This window comes from Sphingobium sp. (genome assembly GCF_003248505.1).
Taxonomy (GTDB): Bacteria; Pseudomonadota; Alphaproteobacteria; order Sphingomonadales; family Sphingomonadaceae; genus Sphingobium.
Window position 1 is genome coordinate 1 of record NZ_QFOA01000056.1, and the last position, 21,670, is coordinate 21,670.

The 21,670-nt window shown below is 62.2% G+C and carries 25 protein-coding genes; 5 read left to right on the forward strand and 20 right to left on the reverse strand.

The window, feature by feature from the left end:
• From DI606_RS14760 to DI606_RS14770, 3 genes are all read right to left on the reverse strand, one after another.
• On the reverse strand, positions 1 to 854 hold an 854-nt coding region (locus DI606_RS14760; protein WP_293984392.1), incomplete at its 3' end, for an FAD-dependent oxidoreductase.
• Positions 855 to 868: 14 nt separating this feature from the next.
• A complete protein-coding gene (locus DI606_RS14765; RefSeq protein WP_293984394.1) occupies positions 869 to 1,444 on the reverse strand; it encodes a 3-phenylpropionate/cinnamic acid dioxygenase subunit beta in 576 nt (191 codons plus the stop codon).
• 28 nt (positions 1,445 to 1,472) lie between these two features.
• Entirely contained in the window at positions 1,473 to 2,858 is a 1,386-nt protein-coding gene (locus DI606_RS14770; protein ID WP_293984396.1) for an aromatic ring-hydroxylating dioxygenase subunit alpha, read from the reverse strand.
• Between the two features lie 98 nt (positions 2,859 to 2,956).
• Here DI606_RS14770 and DI606_RS14775 point away from each other — a divergent pair, with 98 nt between their 5' ends.
• A complete protein-coding gene (locus tag DI606_RS14775; RefSeq protein ID WP_293984398.1) occupies positions 2,957 to 3,163 on the forward strand; it encodes a ferredoxin in 207 nt (68 codons plus the stop codon).
• A 108-nt stretch (positions 3,164 to 3,271) separates the two neighbouring features.
• The gene (locus DI606_RS14780; protein ID WP_293984400.1) at positions 3,272 to 4,420 is read left to right on the forward strand and encodes an NADH:flavin oxidoreductase; all 1,149 of its coding nucleotides are present in this window, start codon (positions 3,272 to 3,274) and stop codon (positions 4,418 to 4,420) included.
• 30 nt (positions 4,421 to 4,450) lie between these two features.
• Here DI606_RS14780 and DI606_RS14785 read toward each other — a convergent pair whose 3' ends face one another.
• The 5 genes from DI606_RS14785 to DI606_RS14805 form a co-directional block, all read right to left on the reverse strand.
• Positions 4,451 to 5,176 (reverse strand): SDR family oxidoreductase, encoded by a 726-nt coding sequence (locus DI606_RS14785; RefSeq protein ID WP_293984401.1) that lies wholly within the window; start codon positions 5,174 to 5,176, stop codon positions 4,451 to 4,453.
• 21 nt (positions 5,177 to 5,197) lie between these two features.
• Positions 5,198 to 6,199: an NADP-dependent oxidoreductase gene (locus DI606_RS14790; protein WP_293984403.1), complete on the reverse strand. Its 1,002-nt coding sequence runs from the start codon at positions 6,197 to 6,199 to the stop codon at positions 5,198 to 5,200.
• Positions 6,192 to 6,635 (reverse strand): nuclear transport factor 2 family protein, encoded by a 444-nt coding sequence (locus DI606_RS14795; protein WP_293984405.1) that lies wholly within the window; start codon positions 6,633 to 6,635, stop codon positions 6,192 to 6,194. The genes DI606_RS14790 and DI606_RS14795 overlap by 8 nt, the downstream gene beginning before the upstream one ends.
• A gap of 132 nt (positions 6,636 to 6,767) precedes the next feature.
• Positions 6,768 to 9,101 (reverse strand): membrane-bound PQQ-dependent dehydrogenase, glucose/quinate/shikimate family, encoded by a 2,334-nt coding sequence (locus DI606_RS14800; RefSeq protein WP_293984407.1) that lies wholly within the window; start codon positions 9,099 to 9,101, stop codon positions 6,768 to 6,770.
• 40 nt (positions 9,102 to 9,141) lie between these two features.
• The gene (locus DI606_RS14805) at positions 9,142 to 9,597 is read right to left on the reverse strand and encodes a nuclear transport factor 2 family protein (RefSeq protein WP_293984408.1); all 456 of its coding nucleotides are present in this window, start codon (positions 9,595 to 9,597) and stop codon (positions 9,142 to 9,144) included.
• Positions 9,598 to 9,759: 162 nt separating this feature from the next.
• On the opposite strand from DI606_RS14805, the gene DI606_RS14810 reads away from it, so the two are divergent.
• Together DI606_RS14810 and DI606_RS14815 are read left to right on the forward strand one after the other, a co-directional pair.
• The gene (locus tag DI606_RS14810) at positions 9,760 to 10,284 is read left to right on the forward strand and encodes an ester cyclase (protein WP_293984409.1); all 525 of its coding nucleotides are present in this window, start codon (positions 9,760 to 9,762) and stop codon (positions 10,282 to 10,284) included.
• Between the two features lie 76 nt (positions 10,285 to 10,360).
• Positions 10,361 to 11,419 carry a hypothetical protein gene (locus DI606_RS14815; protein WP_293984411.1) on the forward strand — a complete coding sequence of 353 codons (1,059 nt, stop codon included), beginning with the start codon at positions 10,361 to 10,363 and terminating at the stop codon, positions 11,417 to 11,419.
• 15 nt (positions 11,420 to 11,434) lie between these two features.
• On the opposite strand, the gene DI606_RS14820 is transcribed toward DI606_RS14815, so the two are convergent.
• The 10 genes from DI606_RS14820 to DI606_RS14865 all read right to left on the reverse strand — a co-directional run bounded on the left by DI606_RS14820 (position 11,435) and on the right by DI606_RS14865 (position 19,245).
• Positions 11,435 to 12,190: an SDR family oxidoreductase gene (locus tag DI606_RS14820; RefSeq protein ID WP_293984412.1), complete on the reverse strand. Its 756-nt coding sequence runs from the start codon at positions 12,188 to 12,190 to the stop codon at positions 11,435 to 11,437.
• Positions 12,187 to 13,026, reverse strand: coding sequence for an alpha/beta hydrolase (locus DI606_RS14825; protein WP_293984414.1), 840 nt, complete (start codon positions 13,024 to 13,026; stop codon positions 12,187 to 12,189). Before DI606_RS14825 ends, DI606_RS14820 begins: the two co-directional genes overlap by 4 nt.
• Before the next feature lie 15 nt (positions 13,027 to 13,041).
• On the reverse strand, positions 13,042 to 13,596 hold the full coding sequence (locus DI606_RS14830; protein ID WP_293984415.1) for a VOC family protein: 555 nt from the start codon (positions 13,594 to 13,596) through the stop codon (positions 13,042 to 13,044).
• A gap of 20 nt (positions 13,597 to 13,616) precedes the next feature.
• Positions 13,617 to 14,006 (reverse strand): MaoC family dehydratase, encoded by a 390-nt coding sequence (locus tag DI606_RS14835; protein WP_293984417.1) that lies wholly within the window; start codon positions 14,004 to 14,006, stop codon positions 13,617 to 13,619.
• Positions 14,003 to 14,461, reverse strand: a complete 459-nt coding sequence (locus tag DI606_RS14840) for a hypothetical protein (RefSeq protein WP_293984418.1) — start codon at positions 14,459 to 14,461, stop codon at positions 14,003 to 14,005. The genes DI606_RS14835 and DI606_RS14840 overlap by 4 nt, the downstream gene beginning before the upstream one ends.
• A gap of 9 nt (positions 14,462 to 14,470) precedes the next feature.
• The gene (locus DI606_RS14845) at positions 14,471 to 15,637 is read right to left on the reverse strand and encodes an acyl-CoA dehydrogenase family protein (protein WP_293984420.1); all 1,167 of its coding nucleotides are present in this window, start codon (positions 15,635 to 15,637) and stop codon (positions 14,471 to 14,473) included.
• 228 nt (positions 15,638 to 15,865) lie between these two features.
• Entirely contained in the window at positions 15,866 to 16,642 is a 777-nt protein-coding gene (locus DI606_RS14850) for an SDR family oxidoreductase (protein WP_293984422.1), read from the reverse strand.
• Positions 16,639 to 17,379: an alpha/beta hydrolase gene (locus DI606_RS14855; protein ID WP_293984424.1), complete on the reverse strand. Its 741-nt coding sequence runs from the start codon at positions 17,377 to 17,379 to the stop codon at positions 16,639 to 16,641. The genes DI606_RS14850 and DI606_RS14855 overlap by 4 nt, the downstream gene beginning before the upstream one ends.
• A 5-nt stretch (positions 17,380 to 17,384) precedes the next feature.
• The gene (locus DI606_RS14860; protein ID WP_293984425.1) at positions 17,385 to 18,341 is read right to left on the reverse strand and encodes a VOC family protein; all 957 of its coding nucleotides are present in this window, start codon (positions 18,339 to 18,341) and stop codon (positions 17,385 to 17,387) included.
• A gap of 52 nt (positions 18,342 to 18,393) precedes the next feature.
• Entirely contained in the window at positions 18,394 to 19,245 is an 852-nt protein-coding gene (locus tag DI606_RS14865; RefSeq protein WP_293984427.1) for a fumarylacetoacetate hydrolase family protein, read from the reverse strand.
• A 127-nt stretch (positions 19,246 to 19,372) separates the two neighbouring features.
• On the opposite strand from DI606_RS14865, the gene DI606_RS14870 reads away from it, so the two are divergent.
• Entirely contained in the window at positions 19,373 to 20,083 is a 711-nt protein-coding gene (locus DI606_RS14870) for a GntR family transcriptional regulator (RefSeq protein WP_293984429.1), read from the forward strand.
• A gap of 7 nt (positions 20,084 to 20,090) precedes the next feature.
• Here DI606_RS14870 and DI606_RS14875 read toward each other — a convergent pair whose 3' ends face one another.
• Complete coding sequence (locus tag DI606_RS14875) at positions 20,091 to 20,873, reverse strand: SDR family NAD(P)-dependent oxidoreductase (protein ID WP_293984431.1); 783 nt, start codon at positions 20,871 to 20,873, stop codon at positions 20,091 to 20,093.
• Positions 20,874 to 20,915: 42 nt separating this feature from the next.
• Positions 20,916 to 21,670, reverse strand: a 755-nt coding sequence (locus DI606_RS14880) for a class I adenylate-forming enzyme family protein (RefSeq protein ID WP_293984433.1), incomplete at its 5' end; no start/stop codon positions are given.

Here is a 21,670-nt window from a genome sequence, read left to right on the forward strand (position 1 = left end):
AATCCCTGCGGATATTCGGCGCAATCCCCGATCGCATAAATGGAAGGATCGCTGGTGCAGCCTGTCTGATCGACCTTGATGCCGCGCCCGACGTCAAGTCCCGCCTCCTGCGCCAGATCGATGTGCGGACGCAGTCCGACGGCAGACAGCACTGCTGCCGCATCGACCGCCAGACCGTCGTCCAGCTCGGCCGAGATTCCGCTCGCACTTTTGTGGATGGCTACGACCTTGCGGCCCAGATGCCATTCCACGCCCTTCTCGGCGAGCGCGTCGCGAATCATCTGGCCCACTCCCGGTGGCACCAGTTGGGCGAGGGGATGGCCCAGCATGTCCACGACCACGGGGCGATAACCGCTTGCCGAAAGATCGTTGGCGAACTCAGTGCCGACAAGGCCGCCGCCCATCACCAGGACCCGCGCGCCATCCGGCAATTTTTCACGGAATTCGCGGTAATTGTCGAGATTGTTGACGGCAAGCGCCCGATGCGCGGCGTCGCCGTCGATCGGCGGACGGATGGGATCGGCGCCCAACGCCAGAACAAGCTTATCGTAGAAGATCGGCCCGCCGGTGGTGAGAAGGGCCTTGTCCTGCCGGTCGATGGCTTCGACGATGCGGCCCGCGCGCAGATCGAGCTTCAATTGCGCGACCATCTTCTCCGCAGGCGTCGTGACCAGCGTATCGGCAACCTTGCCCTTGGCAAGGGCGGTGGACAAAGCGGGCTTCGAATAGAAATGCCCGTCGTCCTGCGTGATCAGCGTCAGCCGGGCGTCCGGCGCAAGCTTGCGAAGCTCACGCAGGACGCCATAGCCGGCAAGGCCGCTACCGACGACCACGATATGCGGAGTTCCCGTCACCAAGGCCGCTCCAATCAGAGGAAAATGGCGAAGTTGGACATGCCAAGGGTCGATTGGTCGACGATGATTTCCCGGCGTGCGAGCTTATATGCGCCATCGACCAGCCGCCAGATGTCGCGGCGTTCCGCGCTGATCGTCTCGTTTTCCGGATTGTCCATGCGGCTGCGCTCGACATAGAGATAGCTTACCACCTCATATTCCCCGGCGGTTTCGCATTCGGCGATGCGGACGTTGGTGACGAACCGGCGGGTGCGCGAGGGTGGATCTTCCGCCCAGGCACTCTTCGACAGGCGGCCGGTCCGCATCAGGATGGAGCCGTAATTTTCGTCGAAATGCTTCATCGTGCGCACCACGTCTCGGTCCTTGTTAGGACCGTTGCGGGTGAGGCGAAGGGGCGCGGTATAGCTCAGGTCCTGCTCCAGATAGGCTACCCAGTCGTCGAAACGGCGTTCGTCGAGCGAGGCCGCCTCGTCATAAAGGGTTTCGAGCAGGCGGTTATAGACCTCCGAGCCGAGCGGCACGCGCTTGGTGGAGACAAGACCGCGCATGACGCTGGTCTTGTCGATGGCGGCGGTCGCATAGTTCACCATGATATCTGTCCTCTCTCGTCGCGTCGGCTCAGGCGTCGGCCATCAGATTATAATAGGCCATCCACCAGGCCCACTGCGTGTCGTCCTTGGTGAAACCGGGATAGAGATCGCCGCCGCCGACCCAGCCTTCGGGACGCTCATGGCCGTGCAGAGCCTGATATTTGAGCGTGATGCTCTTGCTCATATGGCCCCGCGAATTGCGCATGATCTGCGGCCAGGTATCGGCATCGTCCTGCTCGATCGTGCCGGACGTGCCGGTCGACCAGATGGCGTTCTGGAGCATGTCGCGTTTCACCTCTTCCGGCGCATCCTTTTCGGCGAAGATGAAGTTCACGAACTCCACCTTGTCCGGCCCCTTGGGCACATAGGTGTGCAGCGACAGAGCGCCCGACGCGCCGCCATCCATGCGAGGCGCGAAGATGAAGGCAATCAGAATGTTCGGGAACATGCCGCCGACCTGGGGCGGGATGTTGGCCAACTGCTTGACCTGGTCTTCCGACAGATTCTTGAACAGCTGAGGGATCAGATCCTTGGTGATGCCCGGCGGCGGCAGCAGATTGAGCCGCTCTTCGGTCGATTTGCCCTCGAAGCTGACATCGGCGAACATCTTGAAGGTCTGGGCCGCTTCCAGGCAGCGCAGCGTGTGACCCTGCGGTACCGAGATATCGACACCGTACATGCCCGGCGCGGTATCGTAGATCGATTCCGCCGTGCCGCCCATGATGCCGCCTTCCATCAGCGAACGGTGCAGCGTCAGGGTATGGAAGCCGTCCGATCCGGACTGCTCGCCGGGGATCTTCCAGTTGCAGGGCAGAATGAAGCGCTGCGGCGGGCCAAGCATCTCCAGGCCGCTATCGGTGCGGCAGAAAAGCTGATCGAGATAAAATTTGGCGTCGCCCAGATAATCGTCGAACGAGAGATCCTTGTTCCAGGTGGCGAAGATAAGGCCGCCATAGAGATGGACGCGGGCCTTCTTCAGGCCCAGTTCGTCCTTGGACCGCTTGTTGCCGTGCATCTGCTCCTTTTCGATGGGAGCGCCGATGAAGCTGCCGTCCGCGCGGAAGGCCCAGCCATGGTAGATGCAGCGATGCGCATGGGCATTGCCCGCCTCTGCGGTGCAGACCTTCATGCCGCGATGGGGGCAGACGTTCAGCATGACGTGGATTTCGCCGCTGCGGTCGCGCGAGACGATCACATTGTCTTCGGCCATGTCGCGCATGACATAGTCCCCGGCCTTGGGAATTTCCGACTCATGGCCAAGGAGGAGCCAGGTACGCGCGAACACGCGCTCCATCTCCAGATCGTATAATTCCTTGTCATTCATCACGCGAAGCGACACTTCGTTCATGTCGCGGTTGATGAGGTCGTCAAGCGTCGTTCCGTCGCTCAGCGTCAGCCCGGCATTGTGCAGCATCTTGCTCTCCTGGAGATTTCCTTGATTGAGTCGAGTTATACATATTGAACTAAATATGTTCAAGCTGTAATGTGGTGGAAATTGGAAGGAGAGGCGGAATGAGCCAGAAATTGAAAGTGGTTATCGATAAGGCGGCGTGCTGCGGCTATGGCGTTTGCGCGGAAATTTGCCCGGACGTTTACAAGCTCGACGCCAACGGCATTGTCTATGTCGATGACGAAATCGTTCCCGAAGGATTGGAAGAACAGGCGCGCGAAGGCGCCGAGGCGTGTCCGCAGGCTGCGCTTGCCGTCGAAGCTGCCTGAACGACGATGCGCGCCTCATGGGCGTCAATTTCCTGTCATGCGATAGGCTATCGACGCCCCCGTCCTGCGGCACTGTCTTTCTGACAGGCAGGAGAGAGGATCGCTTCGATGGGGCAGTCAGACATTCTATATACACCGTTTACGACCGGCTCGCTGCACCTGCGCAACCGGTTCGTGATGGCGCCGATGACCCGCAATTTTTCGCCGGGCGGCGTCCCGTCGGAGGGTGTTGCCGAATATTATCGACGCCGGGCTGAAGCCGATGTCGGGCTGATCGTCACCGAAGGGGTGGGCGTCGACCACCCTGCCGCGGTCGGACAGGAAACCATGGGCGGGGGCGCTTCGCCAGTCTTGCATGGCGACGCTGCCCTGGCGCGCTGGCGCGACATCGTGGCCGGGGTGCATGCGGCAGGCGGCCTCATCATCCCCCAACTCTGGCATCAGGGCGTCATTCGCGTTCCGGGCACGGGATATCATCCCGATGCGCCGTCGGCCCGCCCGTCGGGCATATGGGGGCCGACCGAAAAGGCCATGGTCTCGCCCGACTATCTGGATAGGGTGCGCGCGCCTACCGAGCCGCTGACCGAAAGTGAGATCGGCGATCTGATCGCCGCCTTCGCCCGCAGCGCGGCGAATGGGAAGGCTGTGGGTTTCGACGGCGTGGCCCTGCATGGGGCGCATGGCTATCTCATCGACAGTTTCCTGTGGCGCCATACCAATATACGGGAAGATCGCTGGGGCGGGGGTGTGGCCGAGCGGGCGCGCTTTGCAGCCGAGTTGGTCCGGGCGATCCGTGCGGCGACCGCGCCCGACTTTCCCATCATTTTCCGATTCTCCCAGTGGAAGCTGCAGGATTATGATGCGCGCAACGCGGAGACCCCGGCGGAACTGGAAACGATGCTGGCTCCCCTTGTCGAGGCGGGTGTCGACATATTCGACGCGAGCACCCGGATTTTTACCGCGCCGGCCTTCGAAGGTTCCGACATGGGACTGGCGGGTTGGGCCAGGAAGCTGACCGGTAAGCCGACTATCGCGGTCGGCGGCGTGGGCCTTAGCAAGGATCTGCAATCGTCCTTTGCGCAGCCGACCGTCATGACCGATAATCTGGCGCAGGTGGCGGAGAGGATGGAACGGGGCGAATTCGATCTGATCGCGGTCGGCCGTGCGCTGCTGATGGATGCGCAATGGGTTCCCAAGATGCGCGATGGCCGCGCCATCAATCCTTTCCGGCTGGACGCCTACGCAACGCTCGACTGATGACAGGACGCTCCGGCGCTGGCCGGGGCGTCAATGGCTGTCGGCGGCGGCATAGACCTGGATGCGCGCGATATTGGTCCGTTCGGACTGTTGCGCGATGATGGCGACGGCCTCCGCCACATCCTGCGGCTGCATCGGGGGGATGAAACTGTCCCACGACGGCTGTCCCCTGGCCTTCATATCTTCGAAAATCTCGGTGCTGGTCGTGCCAGGCGCGACGATGCCGACCTTTACGCCCGATCCGGCGAGTTCGACCCGCAGGCAATCCGAAAATGCCTCCAGCGCGCGTTTCAGCCCGCCATAGACGCCCACGCCGGGCGCGGTGATGTTCGCGCCGATGCTGGATATGTTGATGATCTGCCCTCGACCCGCCGCCTTCATCGTCCGCGCGAAAAGCGTGCTGGCGCGGACCACCGCCTCATAGTTGATTGCGATCATCGGGCGCAGCCGATCGAGGTCGAAGGCATCGATTGGCGCGGCATGCAGCATGCCTGCATTGTTGACCAATATATCGGCCCGACCGAAGCGTTGCAGCACGAAATCATGCAGGCTTTGCGGCGCGTCCGGGTCTGCCATGTCGGCCGCGAAGGCGGCGCTGTCCCGCCCCAGCTCGTTGGCCAATGCGGTGAGGCGGTCGGCGCGGCGGGCAACCAGCACCAGGGTCGCGCCCGCTTCGGCCAGCGCGCGTGCGCTGGCTGCGCCGATGCCCGACGATGCGCCGGTGACGATCGCGATCTGCCCTTCCAATCCAGCCATGCTATAATGTCCTTTCCCAGGTCAGATCAGCCGGATCAGCCGCTTGCCGTCATTTTCGCCGCGATAGAGACCGGCAAGCGCGTCTGGGCAGGATTCGATCCCGTCCAATATGTCCTCGCGCCACGTCAGGTCGCCCTGCGCGATCCATGTCCGCAATTGCGCCGTCGCGTCGGCGTAGCGATCGGCATGGTCGAAAATGACGAACCCTTCCATGCGGGCGCGTTTGACCAGCAGATGGCGTTCGACGCGCGGCCCCATCGGCCATGGTTCCCAGCGGTCGATCGATGCCGTCCCGCACACGACGACGCGCCCGCGCTGGGCCAGGTGGGGCAGCACCGAATCGCTGATCGCCCCTGCGACATTGTCGAAATAAATATCGATGCCCGCAGGCGCCTGTTCAGCAATCGCCGCCCCCAGATTTCCGGCGCGATAGTCGACGGCGCGGTCATAGCCATATTCCTCCAGGCAGCGCCGCACCTTGGCCGGGCCGCCGGCTATCCCGATCGTGTGGCACCCCAGGATGCGGGCGATCTGGCCGACGGCAGAGCCGACCGCGCCCGCCGCTGTGGATACCGCAACGGTTTCACCCGCGCGGGGCTGGCCGACCAGCGTCAGCGCCAGATAGGCGGTCAAGCCGTTAATCCCCAAAATGCCGAGCGATGCCCGCATCTCTGCCGCGGTGGTGCGCTGGACGACCTGATCGGCCCCGACACAGGCATAGTCCTGCCAGCCGAACCAGCCGGATACATGCTCGCCGACCGCATAGTCGGGATGTTCGGACGCCACCACCTCGCCAGAGGCCAGGCTTCGCATAACCGAGCCGGTGGGGACCGGTACCGCATAATTGCCCGCATCGGCGATCCAACCGCGCATGGCCGGTTCGACCGAGAGATAATGATTGCGAACCAATATTTGACCCGGCGCCGGTTGCGGGATGGGCGCCTGCGCGATCACGAAATTTTCCGCCTGCGCGATGCCTGCCGGACGCGAGATCAACAGAATCTGACGATTGAGATCAGCCATCCAGTCCTGCCTTTACCATGGTGAATTTTCGACGCGAAATCTTCCACCCGTCCGATGTGCGGACCAGGCAATCTTCATAATAGCCGATCGCGCGGTGGGTCACGCCCCCCTGGGTAGCCTCCGGCAATAGGGCGTCGACATAGCTGCGCGCATGCACCTGATCGTTCTTCTTCTCTATCACGATATTGGTGATGCGGTGCAAGGTGGGCCCCATGTGGCGATGCGCTTCGGCCATATATTCCGCGATTTCGCGAGGGCCGCGCCAATGGCCGAAACTGCCGTAATCGGTCTCGCAATCCTGCGCGAAGCAGGTCCGAAACAGCGGCCAGTCCCTTGTGTCTATGCCGGTGGCGTAGCGCAGCAATACATGTTTGATCGCGCGTTCATCCTCGGCGCAGACAGGCAAGCGCCTTACCAGACTGCCATGTGCAGGCATATTTTTCCTCCCCTTATCGTCCGGGAGAAACATAAAGACACGCAGCCCGATCTTGCCCGCCGAAGGATAGGATCGGGCTATCTCCTGCCGCCTTTTGTTGCATTTGCCGCGTCAAAAGGGGCGCGTCGCCCGCTATCGCTTGGGCAGCGCATAGGCGATCAATGCGTCGCCCGAACCCGACAGCATGGCGCCATGTCCGCCCGCCGCGATGACCACGAACTGACGCCCGCTGGCATTCGACCAATAGGTGGTGGGGGATGCGTTGCCGCCTGCTGGCAAACGCGCCTTCCACAGCAGCCGTCCGGTCGTGGTCTCATAGGCGCGGAACATATGCTCCTGCGTCGCGCCGATGAAGGTGAGCCCGCTGGCGGTCGCCACCGACCCGCCGATATTGGGTACGCCCATGGGGATCGGCACGAAGGTCGGCAGTGCCAGCGGACCGCTGTCGCGCGAGGTGCCGAACAGGCGGCTCCAAACCAGTTTGCCCGTTTTAAGGTCGACCGCGTTGATGCGGCCGTAGGGGGGCTGCTGGCACGGGATGGCGAGCGGGGACAGGAAGGGCGCGATATGCGCGGCATAGGGCACGCCCTGTTGCGCCACCGGGCCGCCGACGTCGCTCATATGGTCTGCGTTCATCGGCTTGATGCCCTGGCGATCCGCCACGGCGCGGGGAATCAGCCGATTATAATTGGCGACCTGGTTGTTGTTGACGATCATCAGGCCGCGCCGGGGGTCCACCGATACGCCGCCCCAGTCGATGCCGCCCAGATAGCCGGGCCAGGTCAGGGTCGGATGTTCGGTCGACAGGGGAGTCATGTCCCCGTTAAAGCGGGCCTGCCGGAATCGAATGCGGCACATCGCCTGATCGATTGGCGTCAGGCCCCACATGCCTTCTTCCGTCGGGCGCGGGCCGCCGAAGCTGGGCATGGCGACCGAATAGGGCTGGGTTCTGGACAGGCGCTCGCCCGGTACGGCGCCTTGCGGGACAGGGCGTTCCTCTACCGGCAGAAGGGGTTTGCCGGTCGCCCGGTCGAGGAAGAATATCTCGCCGCGCTTGGTGGGCTGAAGCAGGCCGCGCACGCCGCCGGGCAGGTCGACCAGCGTGGGCTGGGCAGGCACATCATAGTCCCACAGGTCATGATGCGTCGTCTGGAACGACCAGCGCACCGACCCGCTCTCCGCATCGAGCGCCAGCACGGCGCTGGAATAGCGATCGTCATTCGCGGTGCGATGCCCGCCGAAATAGTCCGGCGTCGCGTTTCCTGTCGGCACATAGACGAGGCCCAGCCTGTCGTCCGAACTCATCGGTGCCCAGCTATTGGGTGTGCCCCGCGTGAAGACGCCGTCGGGCGGCAGGCCGTGTTGGTTGGGCCGGCCGATGTCGAAGGCCCAGGAAAATTTACCTGAGACGGCATCGAACGCCCGGATCACGCCGGACGGCTCCCTGATTTTCTGACCGTCCATCACCCAACCGCCCAGGACGAGGCGGCCGCGCACCAGAGCGGGGGGTGAAGTGACGAAATAATAGCCTTTCTCGACTGTTCCCAGTCCCGCCTTCAAATCGACCTGGCCGCCCTGCCCGAAGCTGGGACAGACCCGCCCGGTGGCGGCATCCAGTGCGATCAGCCGGGCGTCCAGCGTCGCGGTGTAGATGCGTTCGGCGCAGGGACCGTGGGCCTGCGGGACGCGATAATAAGTGACGCCGCGGCAGACGAGGCCATAGACGCCGGCGAGGTCGGTCCTGGGCTGGTGCCGCCACAATTGCCGACCCGTTTCAGGATCGAGCGCAATCACATCGTTATTGCCCGCGCACAGGAACAGGCGATTGCCGACCTTCAGCGGATTGGCCTGAAACGCCGTGCCCTGCTTGCCGTTCGTCAGTTTGCCGGTGTGATAGGTCCATGCTCGTTCCAGATTGCCCACGTTGGCGGGTGTGATCTGGGCCAGGGGCGAATAGCGCGACCCGCCCCGGCCGTTGCCATAGGCAAGCCACTCGCCATCGGTCGGGCTTGCCGGTCCCGCGCCCCATTGCACGCTGGCGGCCGAGGGCGAACGGTCCGCCCAGAACGCGCCGCCGACCGCGCCCGCGATGACCAGCAAAAGGGCAGGCCACAGGACACGGCCGCCGGGCAGGGGGCGGGCAAGGCCGACATGATGCCGATAAAAGGGCGTAAGCATGTAGAGGCCGATGACGACAGGCATGGCCAGGCGAGGCGCGAGCGCCCAGCCGTCCAGCCCCACTTCCCAGAGCGCCCAGCCAAGGTTGGCGACAAGAAAGGCCCAATAGAGGGGGATCGAAAGCGAGGAACGGTGCCAGCCCAGAAGGGCGGTGACCGTCATGATAAAGCCCGACACGCCATACCAGGGCGATCCGCCAAGCAATGCCAGCCTTATGCCCAGCCACAGCAGCGACAGGCCCGCAAGGAACAGGATCACGATGAAACACAGGTTCAGAAAGCGACGCATCGGGCTTCCATTCGCAATTTGTAAAAGGCGGTGCAGTGATTCAGGCGGGCAATTGCGCAGCCAGCCAGTCCGGCACATTGATCCGATAGCATTTCTGCTCATAAAGGCGGCTGATCTTCCACCCCTGCGCGGTGCGCACGAAGTCGTGATGATACCAAAGGCCGAACACCAGCGTGTCGGTCGTTTCGCCGTTGCTGACCGTCATGGGATTATAGCATGCGGTCTTGGTCTTCGCCCGGTCGCCGACGATCTCATATTGGGTGGTGGACACGGCATGTTGAAAGGCCAGAATCGGGGTCAGGCTGGCAGAGAGGAATGCCTTGATTTCCGCAAGGCCACCGACGACGCCCACCATTTCGGAATAATCGATCACCGCATCAGCGGTGAAATAGCGATCCAGCGCATCCCAGTCGCGCGTATCCACTGCATAGCAATAGCCTACGATCAAATCCTGAATTTCGAACCGATCCGAAATTTCCTGTAGGGTCAGCGTCATGCCCCTCTCCTCCACGTCATATCATTCTATAGAATCATGGCTGACACAGTGGAGCGGTCGCGCCGCCTTCCATTAGGTAGGTGTCGAGCGCGACGGCGATGGAGATGAAACCACAGCCTGCGGGACCAACCCTGCGGACCGTTTTTGATTAAGGAGACTATTATGGGCCTTGCCCCATTCACCGAAGCCGATTTCGTCCTGTCCAAGGAGAAGCGGGCGGAAATCACAGCAGGGCTGACCGAGCGGCAGGCCTTCATGGTCAATCACTGGATGGACCTGCATGAAGTCATCAATCGCGGCGATTGGGAAGGCATGGACGTATTTTTCAATACCGACACCATGACCTACGACAATCCCAACCGGCCCGACCTTGGCACCTATCATGTGTGGAAGACCTCGCCTCAGGGCCTCTACAAGACCTTTCCGCCCAGCATCTATCGCACGCTGAAGGCATGGGGCCGTGGCGAGGACGAAATCTGCGTGCTGTGCCATCACCATGGTAAGCATACCGGCGGCCCCTATATGGGTGTCCAGCCGACCGGCAACGACCTTAATGTCCTGTGGTTCTCTTGGCTGCGTTTTCGTGGCGACAAGATCGATCACATTTATTCGATCTCCGACGTGCTGACGATGTTGAAGGATCTGGAAGTCATCCAGGCTCCTCAGCCTGTCGACCCTTATAAGTAATTGAAAGGCCGAACCGGCGGGCGGTCACCTGCCGGTTCGGCCCAAAAGGACTTCTGCCGGAAGGAACGGCAAGCCCATGAAGCGCGCTGTTGAACTGAGGATTGATGTCAGTGAGGCAGCCGCGCTCGGTATGGCCGCTTATGTCGCGATCACGGTGCATCTGCCGGATATGACGGCCTTGGCCGATCCCGCAGTCGTTTGCTTCGCTTTTCCAGGCGGCGGCTATGGCCGTCGCTACTATAGTTTCGACATGCCCGATGGCTCGGGTGGCGGTGAAGCGGGTTTCCACTGCACGCGGGGATGGATTTTCATCGCCTGCGATCATCTGGGATTTGGCGATTCGACCATCGCCCAAGGCAATGCCCTTAATCTGGACAATATCGCGGTGGCCAACGATGCCATGGTACGGCAGGTCATGGACCGCCTGCAAGCTGGCACGCTCGTCGACGGTTTGCGTCCGGTGGACGGCGCCACTCGCCTTGGCATAGGGCAGTCGATGGGCGGATGTTTCACCGTGGTGGCGCAGGGCAATCACCAGACATTCCATGGCATCGGCGTGCTGGGCTACAGCGCCATTCACACCGTCGTGCCGACCCGGCCGGGACAGCCGCCAGCCGCATGGCCCTGGATTTCGCGCCGTTCATCGCTCGATGCGCCGCATGTTGTGAATGCGGCGGCGCTGGCGCAATCGCCGGGCTTAACGATGGGCGATGCCGAAGCATTCACGGCGGCGGCGAGGGCGGGCGAGCATCCCTTCCAATGGTCCTTCCACCATGACGACGAGCCGGCGGACATCGTCACGCTCGACATGATGGCGTCCGCAGGACTGGTCGATCCGCTGCCCGAATGGCGGTCGGCGACCACGCCGCCCTGTGGCATATATATGGTCGCGCCGGGCGCGGTTGCGCTGGAAGCGGCGGCGATACGGGTTCCAGTGCTCATCGCCATGGGCGAACGCGACGTCGTTCCCGATCCCCTGGGCGAGCCGCGTGCCTATAAGAGCGCGGAAGACATCCAGCTCTTCCTCTGTCCCCGCATGGCGCACATGCATAATTTCGCGCCTACCCGTGCGCGCCTGTGGGAGCGCATCCATCATTGGGGCGATGGCGTGGCTGCGGAACGGCAACTGGCGTGAACAGCGACGCACGCTTCAGAGGCTGAAGCCGCCGTCGACGACCAGCGTCTGGCCAGTCATGTATCGCGCCCTTTCGGAGGCGAGGAAGGCCACGGCCTCGGCAATATCCTCGCCGCTGCCAAAGCGTTGCAGCGCTATGCGTTTGCGCTGCGTTTCCCAGATTTCGGGCGAGTATAGCGACGTGAGGAACTCGGCGCCAAGCCCTGCGTCGATAATGCCTGGCGCGACCATATTAGCCCTGATGCCATAGCGGCCTTCCTCCTTGGCGATAGCGCGGCCCAGCGCTTCCATTCCCGCCTTGGGCACAGAGGAGAGGGCATCGCCGGGTGGGAAGGAATAATTGGCGACTGAAACCAGCGTGACGAAATTACCGAAACCCTGAGCGCGGAAATAGGGCAGGGTGGCGGACACGATGCGAGTCAAGCCGACCAGTTCGATCTCGATCACCTCGCGCCATTGCTCTTCGCTGATCCGACTGACGAAGGGCTGCGCGATTTCCACTCCGCTGGCGAACACCATGGTGCCGATGGCACCGAATTGCTCGATTGTGCTGCGAATGCCGGACTCGATCGAAGCGCGATCGGCAAGATCGCAGGCAACGGCCAGCGTCTCGCACGATGGGTTGGGTAGAGATGCTGCGACCGCACTCGCCTTTTCGCGGCTGGACCGGTAGCCGATGGCCAGCTGATCCCATTCGATCGACAGTCGCTGGCAGATCGCGCTGCCAAGGCCGCCGGTTCCGCCGACGACGAAGGCCGCACCTTTCTTCATAGCGGCAAATGACGCGAAAGATGGTGAAGCAGCCGATCCGCGAAGGCGTCGTTGCGGTCGCCAGTGAACATATGGCCGACGCCCTTCGCGATCTCGACCTCCAGTTGCGGGGTCAACGACCGGAATCGCCGGACGCTTTCATCTGAAACGATCTCGCTCAATTCCGCCTTCACGAGGACCAATGGCGACTGCACGCGCCGCGCTGCGGCGATGAGCGCTTCCCCTTCCGAGGGAGGATGGAGAAATTCCGGCGAGGTGGTGCGGGGGTCCCAATGCCAGAACAAACGCCCATCTGCTTTGCGCATCGACTTGGCGAGCCCTGACACGTCAGGCAGGCGGGGCTGGCCGAGATAGGCGTGGAGCGCGTCAGCCGCCTCCTCCAGCGACGCAAATCCGGGGTCGCTGGCGCGGAAGAAGTTACGAATGTCATCAACGCCGTCATCGACCATATAGGGCGCGACGTCGGCAAGCATGATAAGGCGTACCAGATCGGCATGGCGCGACCCGCCGACAAGTGCGGATTGGCCGCCGCGCGATGCCCCCACCAGCGCGATTGGCTTGTCGAAGGCCTGGATAATGGACTCGACATCGCGACCATAGGCTTCCAGCAGATAGTCGCCGTCGGCGGCCCAGCCACTATCGCCATGGCCGCGCAGATCGAAGGTAAGGCCGTAATAGCCCGCCTGCGCCACGCGCCACGCAGACCCGGCCCAGGACCGACGGCTCTGGCCGCCGCCGTGGAAGAAACAGACGGGCGGGGAGGCTGGGTCGCCATAGGCGTCCGCAACCATCTCCAGCCCGTCACCCGGCACGCTAACCCGCGCGGGAGCAGTCATGCCGGGAGCCTGCATTTATTCGGCGGCGACCGGCGGTACGATTTCCGAGAAGCACGGGTGCTCGCCCGGACCCTTATAGGCAAATTTGCCGGGCGCATGATGCCATTTGCCGTCATTGCGGCTCTCATAGGGAGAGGCGACTTCGATCAGCGCGCCATGCGTGCTCTTGTGGCCGACCCAGCTCCACTTCTGCCAAGTCATGTCCGGGTCATTGAAGGTCTGACCACCGCCGGGCAGGTGGAGCCCCTCGGCCTTCAGCTTCTCCATCGCGCCCGGCACATCGTCGGTCGAGTAGCAGAGGTGATGAACATGCTCACCCACCTTCTCGAGGCGATCACCCATGGGGGTGCCAGGCGCTGGCTGAATGAACTGGATTTCCGTGCCGCCATTGTTGACGAAGGTCGCCCACTTCATCCCGGCGTCGTCGCCGCTGGAAAATTCGTCATATTTGACGAGGCGTTCTTCCAGCGATGCAGGATCGAGCACGCGCAGGATCTTGGTCCAATCCTCGATAGCCTTGTCCAGATCGCGTACGACCATGCACACATGGGCAAAAGGTCCGCTAGGCATTGATGTTCTCCTTTGATCTTTTAAATTTCAACCGTCGCCGTGCCGGAATTGACCGTACCGCGGCCATCGACATCCAGCGTGAATTCGCAAGTGACGACCGACCCTTCGATCGCCGTAATCCGGCCCGTCACCACCGCGCGGTCCCCGCCATAGACATTGTCCAGAAAGCGCGAATCCATCGCTTTGATCCGTCCGCCCGGAAAGGCGCGCATCAGCATGTTCATCATATAGGCGACGTTGATCGGACCTTGGTTGATCACCCGGTCGCCCAGCCCCTTGGCCTTCACCACCTCGACGTCGAGATGGATGGGATTGGGATCGGCCAGGAAAACCGCCCACTGCTTCATGGCTTCCGGACTGACGCTCTCGATCGCGAAGGGCGGCAGCGTGTCTCCGACAGCATGGCTCATGCGGCAAACTCCTTGCGGGGCAACACCCACACATTATCGGTTTCCAGCACCTGCGTTCCATCCAGCAGGTGCAGGCGCAGGCGGTATGTCAGCACGTCCATGACGCCCAGCTTGCGGCTGCGCTTTCGGACCAGGCTGAGGATTTCGCCCGTTACCTTGTAGCTTTCCCCTACCTTGAGCGGCGCATCGAATCGCACGCCGCTGCTGCCCATCATCGGACCGTCTTCGACATCGAATTCACATGCTTCGCAAACGCCCGCCACTGTCTTGCCCATCGCGACCTGGGTGGCGATGTAATAATAAATGGGATGCGCGCTACCATCGGCGGCTGGTTCTACGCCGGTCGACCGACACAGGGCGGCATTTTCTTCCGCCATGATGGTGAACGGCTTGTCGCCGTCAAGCGATGTGCCGGCGGCGTCGGGCGCGGGAGGAAGATCGTCAAGATCGCTCATGGTCAGTCCTTAGAAGGAACGCGGCAGGCCGAGGCTTTCCGCAATGCTGTTGCGCACCATTTCGTTGCTGATCGGCGTCATCCGCAGGATACGGTGATCGCGCCAGTAACGCTGCATGTCGGTTTCCGCGGAATAGCCCATGCCGCCCAATATCTGGATGCCAAGGTCGGCGGCCTTCACGGCATTTTCCGTGGCGACCATCTTGAGCATATTGGCTTCCGTTCCGCACTGCATGCCGTTGCTCTGCATCCAGGCGACGTTGTAGAGCAACAGCTCGGTCAGCTTCTGCCAGGTCGCGATGTCCGCGACATAATGCTGCAGGATCTGGAAGCGACCGATAATGCCGCCGAAAGCCTTGCGCTGCTGCATATATTCCAGCGCATCTTCCAGCACGCCGTCGATCGCGCCCAGACATTGCGCGCCGACCATGATCCGTTCGTTGTTCAGGGTAGGCAGCATCGCATACCAGGCCTGGCCCGGTTCACCCAGCACGTCCTCGTCGGGAACGAAGACATCCTCATAATGCACCTCGCACGATCCCATGGCGCGCATGCCCAGCTTGGGCAGGAGCGAAGCGGTAATGCCCGGTGCCTTGGCATCGACGAAGAACATGGTGAGGCCATGATGCTTCTTTTCGACGTTCTTGTCTGTCCGGGCGAGGACGAGCAACCTGTCGGCGGCCTTCGCCCCGGTGGTCCACATCTTGGCGCCGTTCAGCTTCCATCCGCCGTCCACCTTTTCGGCGTAGGTCTTCATCGCGCCCAGAACGTCAGTGCCGCCGTCGGGTTCGGTCATGGAAAGCGAGACGCGCAGCTTGCCCTGCGCCATAGGGCGCAGCCAGCGGTTCTTCTGCTCGTCCGTGCCGACCGCGCCGATGGTTTTGGCGCCGCCGAAGGAGGTGAGCCCCCATACCCACAGCAGGCCGCCCGCCGTCCGCGCGAATTCGCGGGCGAAGATCATCTGCATCATGACGTCGCCGCCCAGCCCGTCATATTCCTCAGGAATGCCGATGCCGAAAAATCCCTGCTCGGCGATCTTGTCCCAGAGCGCATAGGGATAATTTTCTTCGTCGGCCTCCAGCGCGCGCATCCAGTCCTTGGGCGCTTCCGCGTCGACCCAGCGGCGGACAATGTCCCTGAACGCCTGCTGTTCCTCGGTGAGTGAAAAGTCCATCATCGTTCCTGTCATTGGCTCAAAGACTAAGCGCCTGCCCTGTTTATTGCGAACCTATCCAACTATAGGGCAGGCGGTAGGCGGCTGCTGAACAACGCGCCCGCCATCGTCGCCATTCGACCGGCAATGGGGGCGTTTCCAAGCGGGTCGTCTTACCGCCTGCCCATCCTGTAGCGGCATACGCCCACAGTCCGGCGTCGCAATCCGCGAACGTTGAAATGCCGCATCATATCAGATGGACAATCCTCCCTCGACCGGAATGACCGATCCGGTGACATAGGCGCCCGCGCGCGAGGCCAGGTAGATGGCGGTCCCTGCCAAATCCTCCGGCGTGCCGATGCGGCCACGGGGGACCATCGATTCCACCATTTTGCGCATATCGTCCGAGGTGATGACCGTCATCTCGGATTCGAAAAAGCCCGGTGCGATCACATTGGCGGTGATATTATCGCGTCCAAGCCGCTTGGCCAGGCCCTTGGCCATCCAGTGGATGGCGCTTTTCGAAGCTTGATAAGCATAATTTTCCTTCGGTCCGATCTTCAGCGCACCGACAGACCCGATGTTGATGATCGATGCGGGGCGATCCGCCGTTCCGCCTGCGCGGAGCAGGGGCAGGAATTTCTGAAGGGTGAAGAAGGGCGCCTTGAGATTGAGGTCGATGACCGGGTCCCATTCGTCCTCGCCATATTCGTCGATGGGCGCATCCGCCATCGTCCCGGCATTGTTCACGAGGACATGCACGGCCTGCTCCTTCGCGGATACCGCCGCGACCAGAGCCTCTATCCCCCCCAAAGTCGACAGGTCTGCGACAAGGCCGGTGCAGCGACCGCCGGTCGTGGCGGCAATGTCCGCTGCGGCCGCCATCACCTTGGCGCTCGTTCGGGCGCAGATATAGACATTTGCGCCCGCAGCGGCAAAGCCGGTCGCGATATGGCGGCCGATCCCGGTCGAACCGCCCGTGACGACGGCGACGCGGTCCTTTACCGAGAATAGCTCAGCCGCATTCATGCCTTCGATCCCCCGGCCGCGATCTTGAGAATGAGGTCGGTCGTACCCTCCGGATCGCCCACCAGCAGCGCGTGATCGCCGGGATGGTCATGAATGGTCCAGCCCAGTTCGCGCGCCCGGTCGTGCATGGCGGTCATCACCGTGACGGCCGCTGCAATATAGTCGACAGGCTTTGCGATCGTCTCGGCCCCCACGGGGATGACGCAGGCGGTCGCCTTCATCGGCTGGTCCGACAGATTGTCCAGCAGCCATTTCTCGCGCGCCGGATCCATGAGATGCGGATGCTCCTTGGCGGCGGCGCGCTGCATTTCATGGACACCCGATCCGATCGGGCCTTCGCCCGCTTCCAGCATCGCATCCAGCCCCGCAAGCTGGTCTTCGGGAACATAGCCCATGAGCGACGCGATCCGTTCCCCGGAACGGGGCACGATGGCGTCAAGATATATGATGGACGCGATCCTGTCGCCAACCTCTGCGATCACGCCGGGCGCGACCGTGCCGGCATAGCTGTGCGCCACCAGCACGACGTTATGAAGATCCTCGAATTTAAAGACATTCACGATATCGCGCACATGCGTCGCGTTGCCTATATCGCGGCCGATCAGATGTTCGCGCTCGCCAAAGCCGGTGAAGGTCGGCGTGTAGACCTTGTGACCCTTGGCCTCAAGAATCTCGCGAACATATTTCCAGGTCCAGCCGCCCATGCCGCCGCCGTGGAGAAGTACGAATGTGGTCATGACGATCAGGCCTCCGCCGGTTCTGTGTTCTGGATGAATTCGGGGAACGGATCTGGTCCCCACAGGAACATGCTGTCTTCCGGTGCGTGATTTGCAGCCGGCCAGTCGACATCATGCGGGATGAAATCGATGTCAGCGGAATATTCACTGAAACTGCCCCAGGGATCGCGCACATAATAGAAATAGTTGGCGCCCAACACATGCTGGCCCACGCCCCAATTGGGGCCATAGCCTGCGCGCGCCATGGTCGCTCCGCCCAGGCCGACTTCCATCACCGAACCGACGTCCCAGCTATTGTGATGCATGCCGCGCCGATCGGAAAGGACGAGGGCGAGAAGGTGATGGTCGCTGCCATGAACGCCGTGCAGGAACGCCACCGCCGGTTCGCTCTTGTCCGACAGGCGCAGGCCAAGCGTCTTTTCATAGAAGTCGATCGCGGCATTCACGTCGGTGGTGAAGATCGCGAAATGCGACAGGCGGCGTGGATAGACCTTGGGCGCCTTGCTGTTGGGAATCGCGCCGGACTGGCCGGGCGCCGCGCTGACGAAGGAGAACTGGCTCTTTTCCGATGGCGTGGCCTTGTCGGCAACGCGAACGTTGATCGGCAGGCCGTCGAATCCCGCGAACCAGATGCCGTCGGTATCCGCGCCTTCGGGCGCTGCGATACGTTCGACGCCGCAGCCGTCGAGATGGGCGGCAAAGGCCTCCGCCTCATCGGGGTAGATGCCGAAGCTCAGATAGCGCAGCCGCTTGGCCTCGCCCCCTTGGCTCAACACCGCCCAGCGATGCGGATTTCCGGCGGTATATAATTCCAGCGTGCCATTACTGTCCCGCACTTCAAGCCCGAAGAGCGTATAGAATGTCCGCGCGACTTCCAGATCGGGCACTTCGACCGCGAAATGATCGATGGAATGGACGCCCAAACACTTGGTGCGGCGTCCCGACGGGCTGTTCTGGTTCATCCTTTCCTCCTTCGCCGGCCGGGCGCCGACACGGCGGCACCCGGCCCTTCGATCATGCTGCCTTGATGGGGTTCACCAACAGGCCGATCTTCTCGATCTCGACTTCGCACACATCGCCGTCCTTCATGAACAGCGGAGGTTTACGGGCAAGGCCGATGCCGGACGGGGTCCCCATCACCAGCACATCGCCCGCCTCCAGCGTGAAGCAGGTGGAGAGCAGGGCAACGGTGTCGACCACGTCGAACACCATGTCAGATGTGTTGGCGCTTTGCACAACCTGCCCGTTGAGGCGGGTTTCGATCTTGAGACCTGCGCCGCCGGCGGGCAGTTCGTCAGCCGTCACCAGCCAGGGACCGAAAGCGCCGGTGTCGTCGAAATTCTTGCCCACCGTCCATTGCGGGGTTTTGAGCTGATAGTCGCGGATGGAGCCGTCGTTGAACACCGAATAAGCGACGATATGCGACAGCGCGTCTTCCTTGGTGATATCTTTCCCGCCCTTGCCGACGACCGCGACCATTTCCCCTTCATAATCGAGCTGATCGGAAAAGGGCGGTTTGATGATCGGCGCGCCATGGCCGATAAGGCTCGCGTTGAAACGGCCGAAGACGGTCGGGAATTCAGGGACGGTAAAGCCGCCCTCCGCAGCGTGGTCTTTGTAGTTCAGGCCAAGGCAGATGATCTTGGGCGCCTTCACGAGCGGCGCCAGGAAGGTCAGATCCTCGATCTGCACCGACTCACCCTCTGCGCTGACCTTGGCGCCGGCGTCCGTCAGGGCGCTGCCGCCGCTGGCGATCAGCGCATCCAGATCATGAAGGGCAGCATCGCCGAACAGCGCCTTGACGCCTGCACCCGTGTCCACTGCCAGACCGACCGCGCCATTTTTCGTTACCTTGGCCAAACGCATACGAAACCTCCTGAGACTCTATCGAAACCACGCAATCGATGGCATGGATTCTAATGAAATATATTTCAAGTTAGAAAATACATTGTGCTGAATTGCCTCGGGCCGCGAAGCTGATATAATTTGCCCGATGACGAAAAAGCTCAGCCTGACTGAACGCGCCTATCGGCAATTGCGTGACGATCTTCTGACCTGTCGGCTGGTGCCGGGCGCTAAAATCAACATCAAGGACATCACGGAAACGCAGGGCTTCAGCCTCGGGGCTGTCCGCGAAGCCCTGTCCCGCCTGACGTCGGAGGGTTTTGTGACCCAGGACGATGCGCGCGGCTTTCGGGTGACGCCGATATCGATCGGAGACCTGACGGATCTGGTCCGGGTCCGCAGCGACATCGAGGGGCAGTGCCTTCGCCGCGCGATCGAGAAGGGCGGGCTGGAATGGGAAACCATGATCGTCAGCGCGGCGCACCGATTGAGCAGGACGCCGACGCGGGACCCGCGGGAAGCTGGCCGCCTGAACGAGGATTATGCCGACGCCCATGCGGCATTTCACCATATGCTGGTCGCGGCTTGCGACAGTCCATGGCTGCTCAAGATGCGCGAGTGGCTTTACGCGCAGTCGGAACGCTACCGCTATCTTACCGTGCCGCTGGCCCATGGCGACCGCAACTTGACCCACGAACATGCCCAGATCGTCGATGCGGTCCTGGCGCGCGACGCCGATCGCGCCGTGGCATTGCTGACCGATCATCTGATGGCGACGGCGCGGCTGTTGATAGATCCCCACAGCACGCCGGGCAGCCCCTATGCCCAACTGGTCATCGTCGCGGATCGGGCCGTTTGATCTCATCTTAATTCTGCCGTTTCTGCCCGGTCCCGCCACCGCTGGCAGGCATCAGCATATTGCTCATGCCGCCATCGACCAGCAGGTCGACGCCGCTGATATGGCCTGCTTGCGGACCGATCAGGAACAAGATTGCCTGAGCGACATCTTCCGCCATGCCCAGTTTGCGCAGCGGAATATTGGCTTCACGCTGGTCGCGCCGGGATTTGTCGTCATATCCCGCAGCCGTCATCGGCGTGTAGGTCGGGCCAGGCGACACAGTATTGCATCGGATGCCGTCCGGACCCCATTCGATGCTGAGCTGGCGGATCATCATCAGCAGGGCGGCCTTGCTGGGAGAATAAAAGCCCAGACCGGGCGTGGGCTGTGTGGCAGACATGGACGCAGTGGCAACAAAGGCGCCTTTGCTTTCCGTCAGGTGCGGATGGGCGGCCTTGCCGAGCAGCCAGGACGAGCGGGTGTTGATGGCGAAGATGCGATCAAAATCGCTGATCGGCAATTCTGCCAAGGCGCCACCCATGATGATGCCCGCATTGCTGATGACAGCATCGATGCCGCCCATATGGGCGATCGCCGCCGCCACGATCCGGTCACCGCAATCCAATTCAGCCAGATCGACCACGCAGGTCGCGGCGGCGGGGCCGACCGCGTCGGCAACCGCCTGCAGATTGGCGGCATCGCGATCCGCGAGCAGCATCCGATGTTCGCCTGGAATCACACTGCCGGCCGCCAGCAATTCGGCGCAGGACCTGCCGATGCCGCTTGCAGCACCCGTGATGATTACCCGCATGTTACTCTCCCTACACTTGCATAGCGTCGCTGCGCCGTGCCTTCAGTCTTTCAGGCCCAGTTCGTCCATCAACGCGCCGCGCAGCTTGAACTTCTGGATCTTCGATGCCGACATCGGCCATTCGTCGATGAAACGGATATGCCGCGGAACCTTGAAGGAAGCGAGACGCTCGCGCGTGAAGGCAATGAGTTCATCGGCATCGACCTCCACCTCGCCTTCGCGTTCGATATAGGCGGCGGGAATTTCCGCCAGTCGCTCGTCAGGCAGCCCGACCACCTGCGCCAGACGGACGGCCGGATGGGTTGCGAGCACCGCCTCGACCTCGGCCGCGGCGACATTTTCTCCGCCCACCTTCAGCATATCCTTGAACCGGCCGTGGAACATGACGTGGCCATGTTCGTCGATCGATCCAATGTCGGCGCTATGATACCAGCCATCGGCGTCGATCGCCTCGGCGGTCTTCTGCGGGTCCTTATAATAGCCGTCGAACAGATTGTAGCCGCGAATGAGGATTTCGCCGCGTTCGTCCACACCCTTCTCTTCGCCGGTTTCGGGATCGACGATCTTCATCTCTATGCCTGCCAGCGGGAAGCCGAGCTTCTTGAAGCCCATCTCCGGGTCCATTGCATAGCCGCCGGTCGTGACGATGCCGGTCGCCTCCGTCATTCCCATGGGGCCGACCTGGAGCATGGTGGGCGCCTTCTCCCTGTAGGCCTGGCCCACCCGCTCCGGCATGAAGGCGAAGCAGCTATTTTGCAGGCGCACCGACGACATGTCGGTCTTGTCCCAGTCGGGAT

Bases quoted from the DNA above. Each gene is read 5' to 3' on its own strand.
- DI606_RS14765 (WP_293984394.1), bottom strand. From the start codon at position 1,444: ATGGTGAACTATGCGACCGCCGCCATCGACAAGACCAGCGTCATGCGC.
- DI606_RS14770 (WP_293984396.1), bottom strand. From the start codon at position 2,858: ATGCTGCACAATGCCGGGCTGACGCTGAGCGACGGAACGACGCTTGAC.
- DI606_RS14775 (WP_293984398.1), top strand. From the start codon at position 2,957: ATGAGCCAGAAATTGAAAGTGGTTATCGATAAGGCGGCGTGCTGCGGC.
- DI606_RS14780 (WP_293984400.1), top strand. From the start codon at position 3,272: ATGGGGCAGTCAGACATTCTATATACACCGTTTACGACCGGCTCGCTG.
- DI606_RS14785 (WP_293984401.1), bottom strand. From the start codon at position 5,176: ATGGCTGGATTGGAAGGGCAGATCGCGATCGTCACCGGCGCATCGTCG.
- DI606_RS14790 (WP_293984403.1), bottom strand. From the start codon at position 6,199: ATGGCTGATCTCAATCGTCAGATTCTGTTGATCTCGCGTCCGGCAGGC.
- DI606_RS14795 (WP_293984405.1), bottom strand. From the start codon at position 6,635: ATGCCTGCACATGGCAGTCTGGTAAGGCGCTTGCCTGTCTGCGCCGAG.
- DI606_RS14800 (WP_293984407.1), bottom strand. From the start codon at position 9,101: ATGCGTCGCTTTCTGAACCTGTGTTTCATCGTGATCCTGTTCCTTGCG.
- DI606_RS14805 (WP_293984408.1), bottom strand. From the start codon at position 9,597: ATGACGCTGACCCTACAGGAAATTTCGGATCGGTTCGAAATTCAGGAT.
- DI606_RS14810 (WP_293984409.1), top strand. From the start codon at position 9,760: ATGGGCCTTGCCCCATTCACCGAAGCCGATTTCGTCCTGTCCAAGGAG.
- DI606_RS14815 (WP_293984411.1), top strand. From the start codon at position 10,361: ATGAAGCGCGCTGTTGAACTGAGGATTGATGTCAGTGAGGCAGCCGCG.
- DI606_RS14820 (WP_293984412.1), bottom strand. From the start codon at position 12,190: ATGAAGAAAGGTGCGGCCTTCGTCGTCGGCGGAACCGGCGGCCTTGGC.
- DI606_RS14825 (WP_293984414.1), bottom strand. From the start codon at position 13,026: ATGACTGCTCCCGCGCGGGTTAGCGTGCCGGGTGACGGGCTGGAGATG.
- DI606_RS14830 (WP_293984415.1), bottom strand. From the start codon at position 13,596: ATGCCTAGCGGACCTTTTGCCCATGTGTGCATGGTCGTACGCGATCTG.
- DI606_RS14835 (WP_293984417.1), bottom strand. From the start codon at position 14,006: ATGAGCCATGCTGTCGGAGACACGCTGCCGCCCTTCGCGATCGAGAGC.
- DI606_RS14840 (WP_293984418.1), bottom strand. From the start codon at position 14,461: ATGAGCGATCTTGACGATCTTCCTCCCGCGCCCGACGCCGCCGGCACA.
- DI606_RS14845 (WP_293984420.1), bottom strand. From the start codon at position 15,637: ATGATGGACTTTTCACTCACCGAGGAACAGCAGGCGTTCAGGGACATT.
- DI606_RS14850 (WP_293984422.1), bottom strand. From the start codon at position 16,642: ATGAATGCGGCTGAGCTATTCTCGGTAAAGGACCGCGTCGCCGTCGTC.
- DI606_RS14855 (WP_293984424.1), bottom strand. From the start codon at position 17,379: ATGACCACATTCGTACTTCTCCACGGCGGCGGCATGGGCGGCTGGACC.
- DI606_RS14860 (WP_293984425.1), bottom strand. From the start codon at position 18,341: ATGAACCAGAACAGCCCGTCGGGACGCCGCACCAAGTGTTTGGGCGTC.
- DI606_RS14865 (WP_293984427.1), bottom strand. From the start codon at position 19,245: ATGCGTTTGGCCAAGGTAACGAAAAATGGCGCGGTCGGTCTGGCAGTG.
- DI606_RS14870 (WP_293984429.1), top strand. From the start codon at position 19,373: ATGACGAAAAAGCTCAGCCTGACTGAACGCGCCTATCGGCAATTGCGT.
- DI606_RS14875 (WP_293984431.1), bottom strand. From the start codon at position 20,873: ATGCGGGTAATCATCACGGGTGCTGCAAGCGGCATCGGCAGGTCCTGC.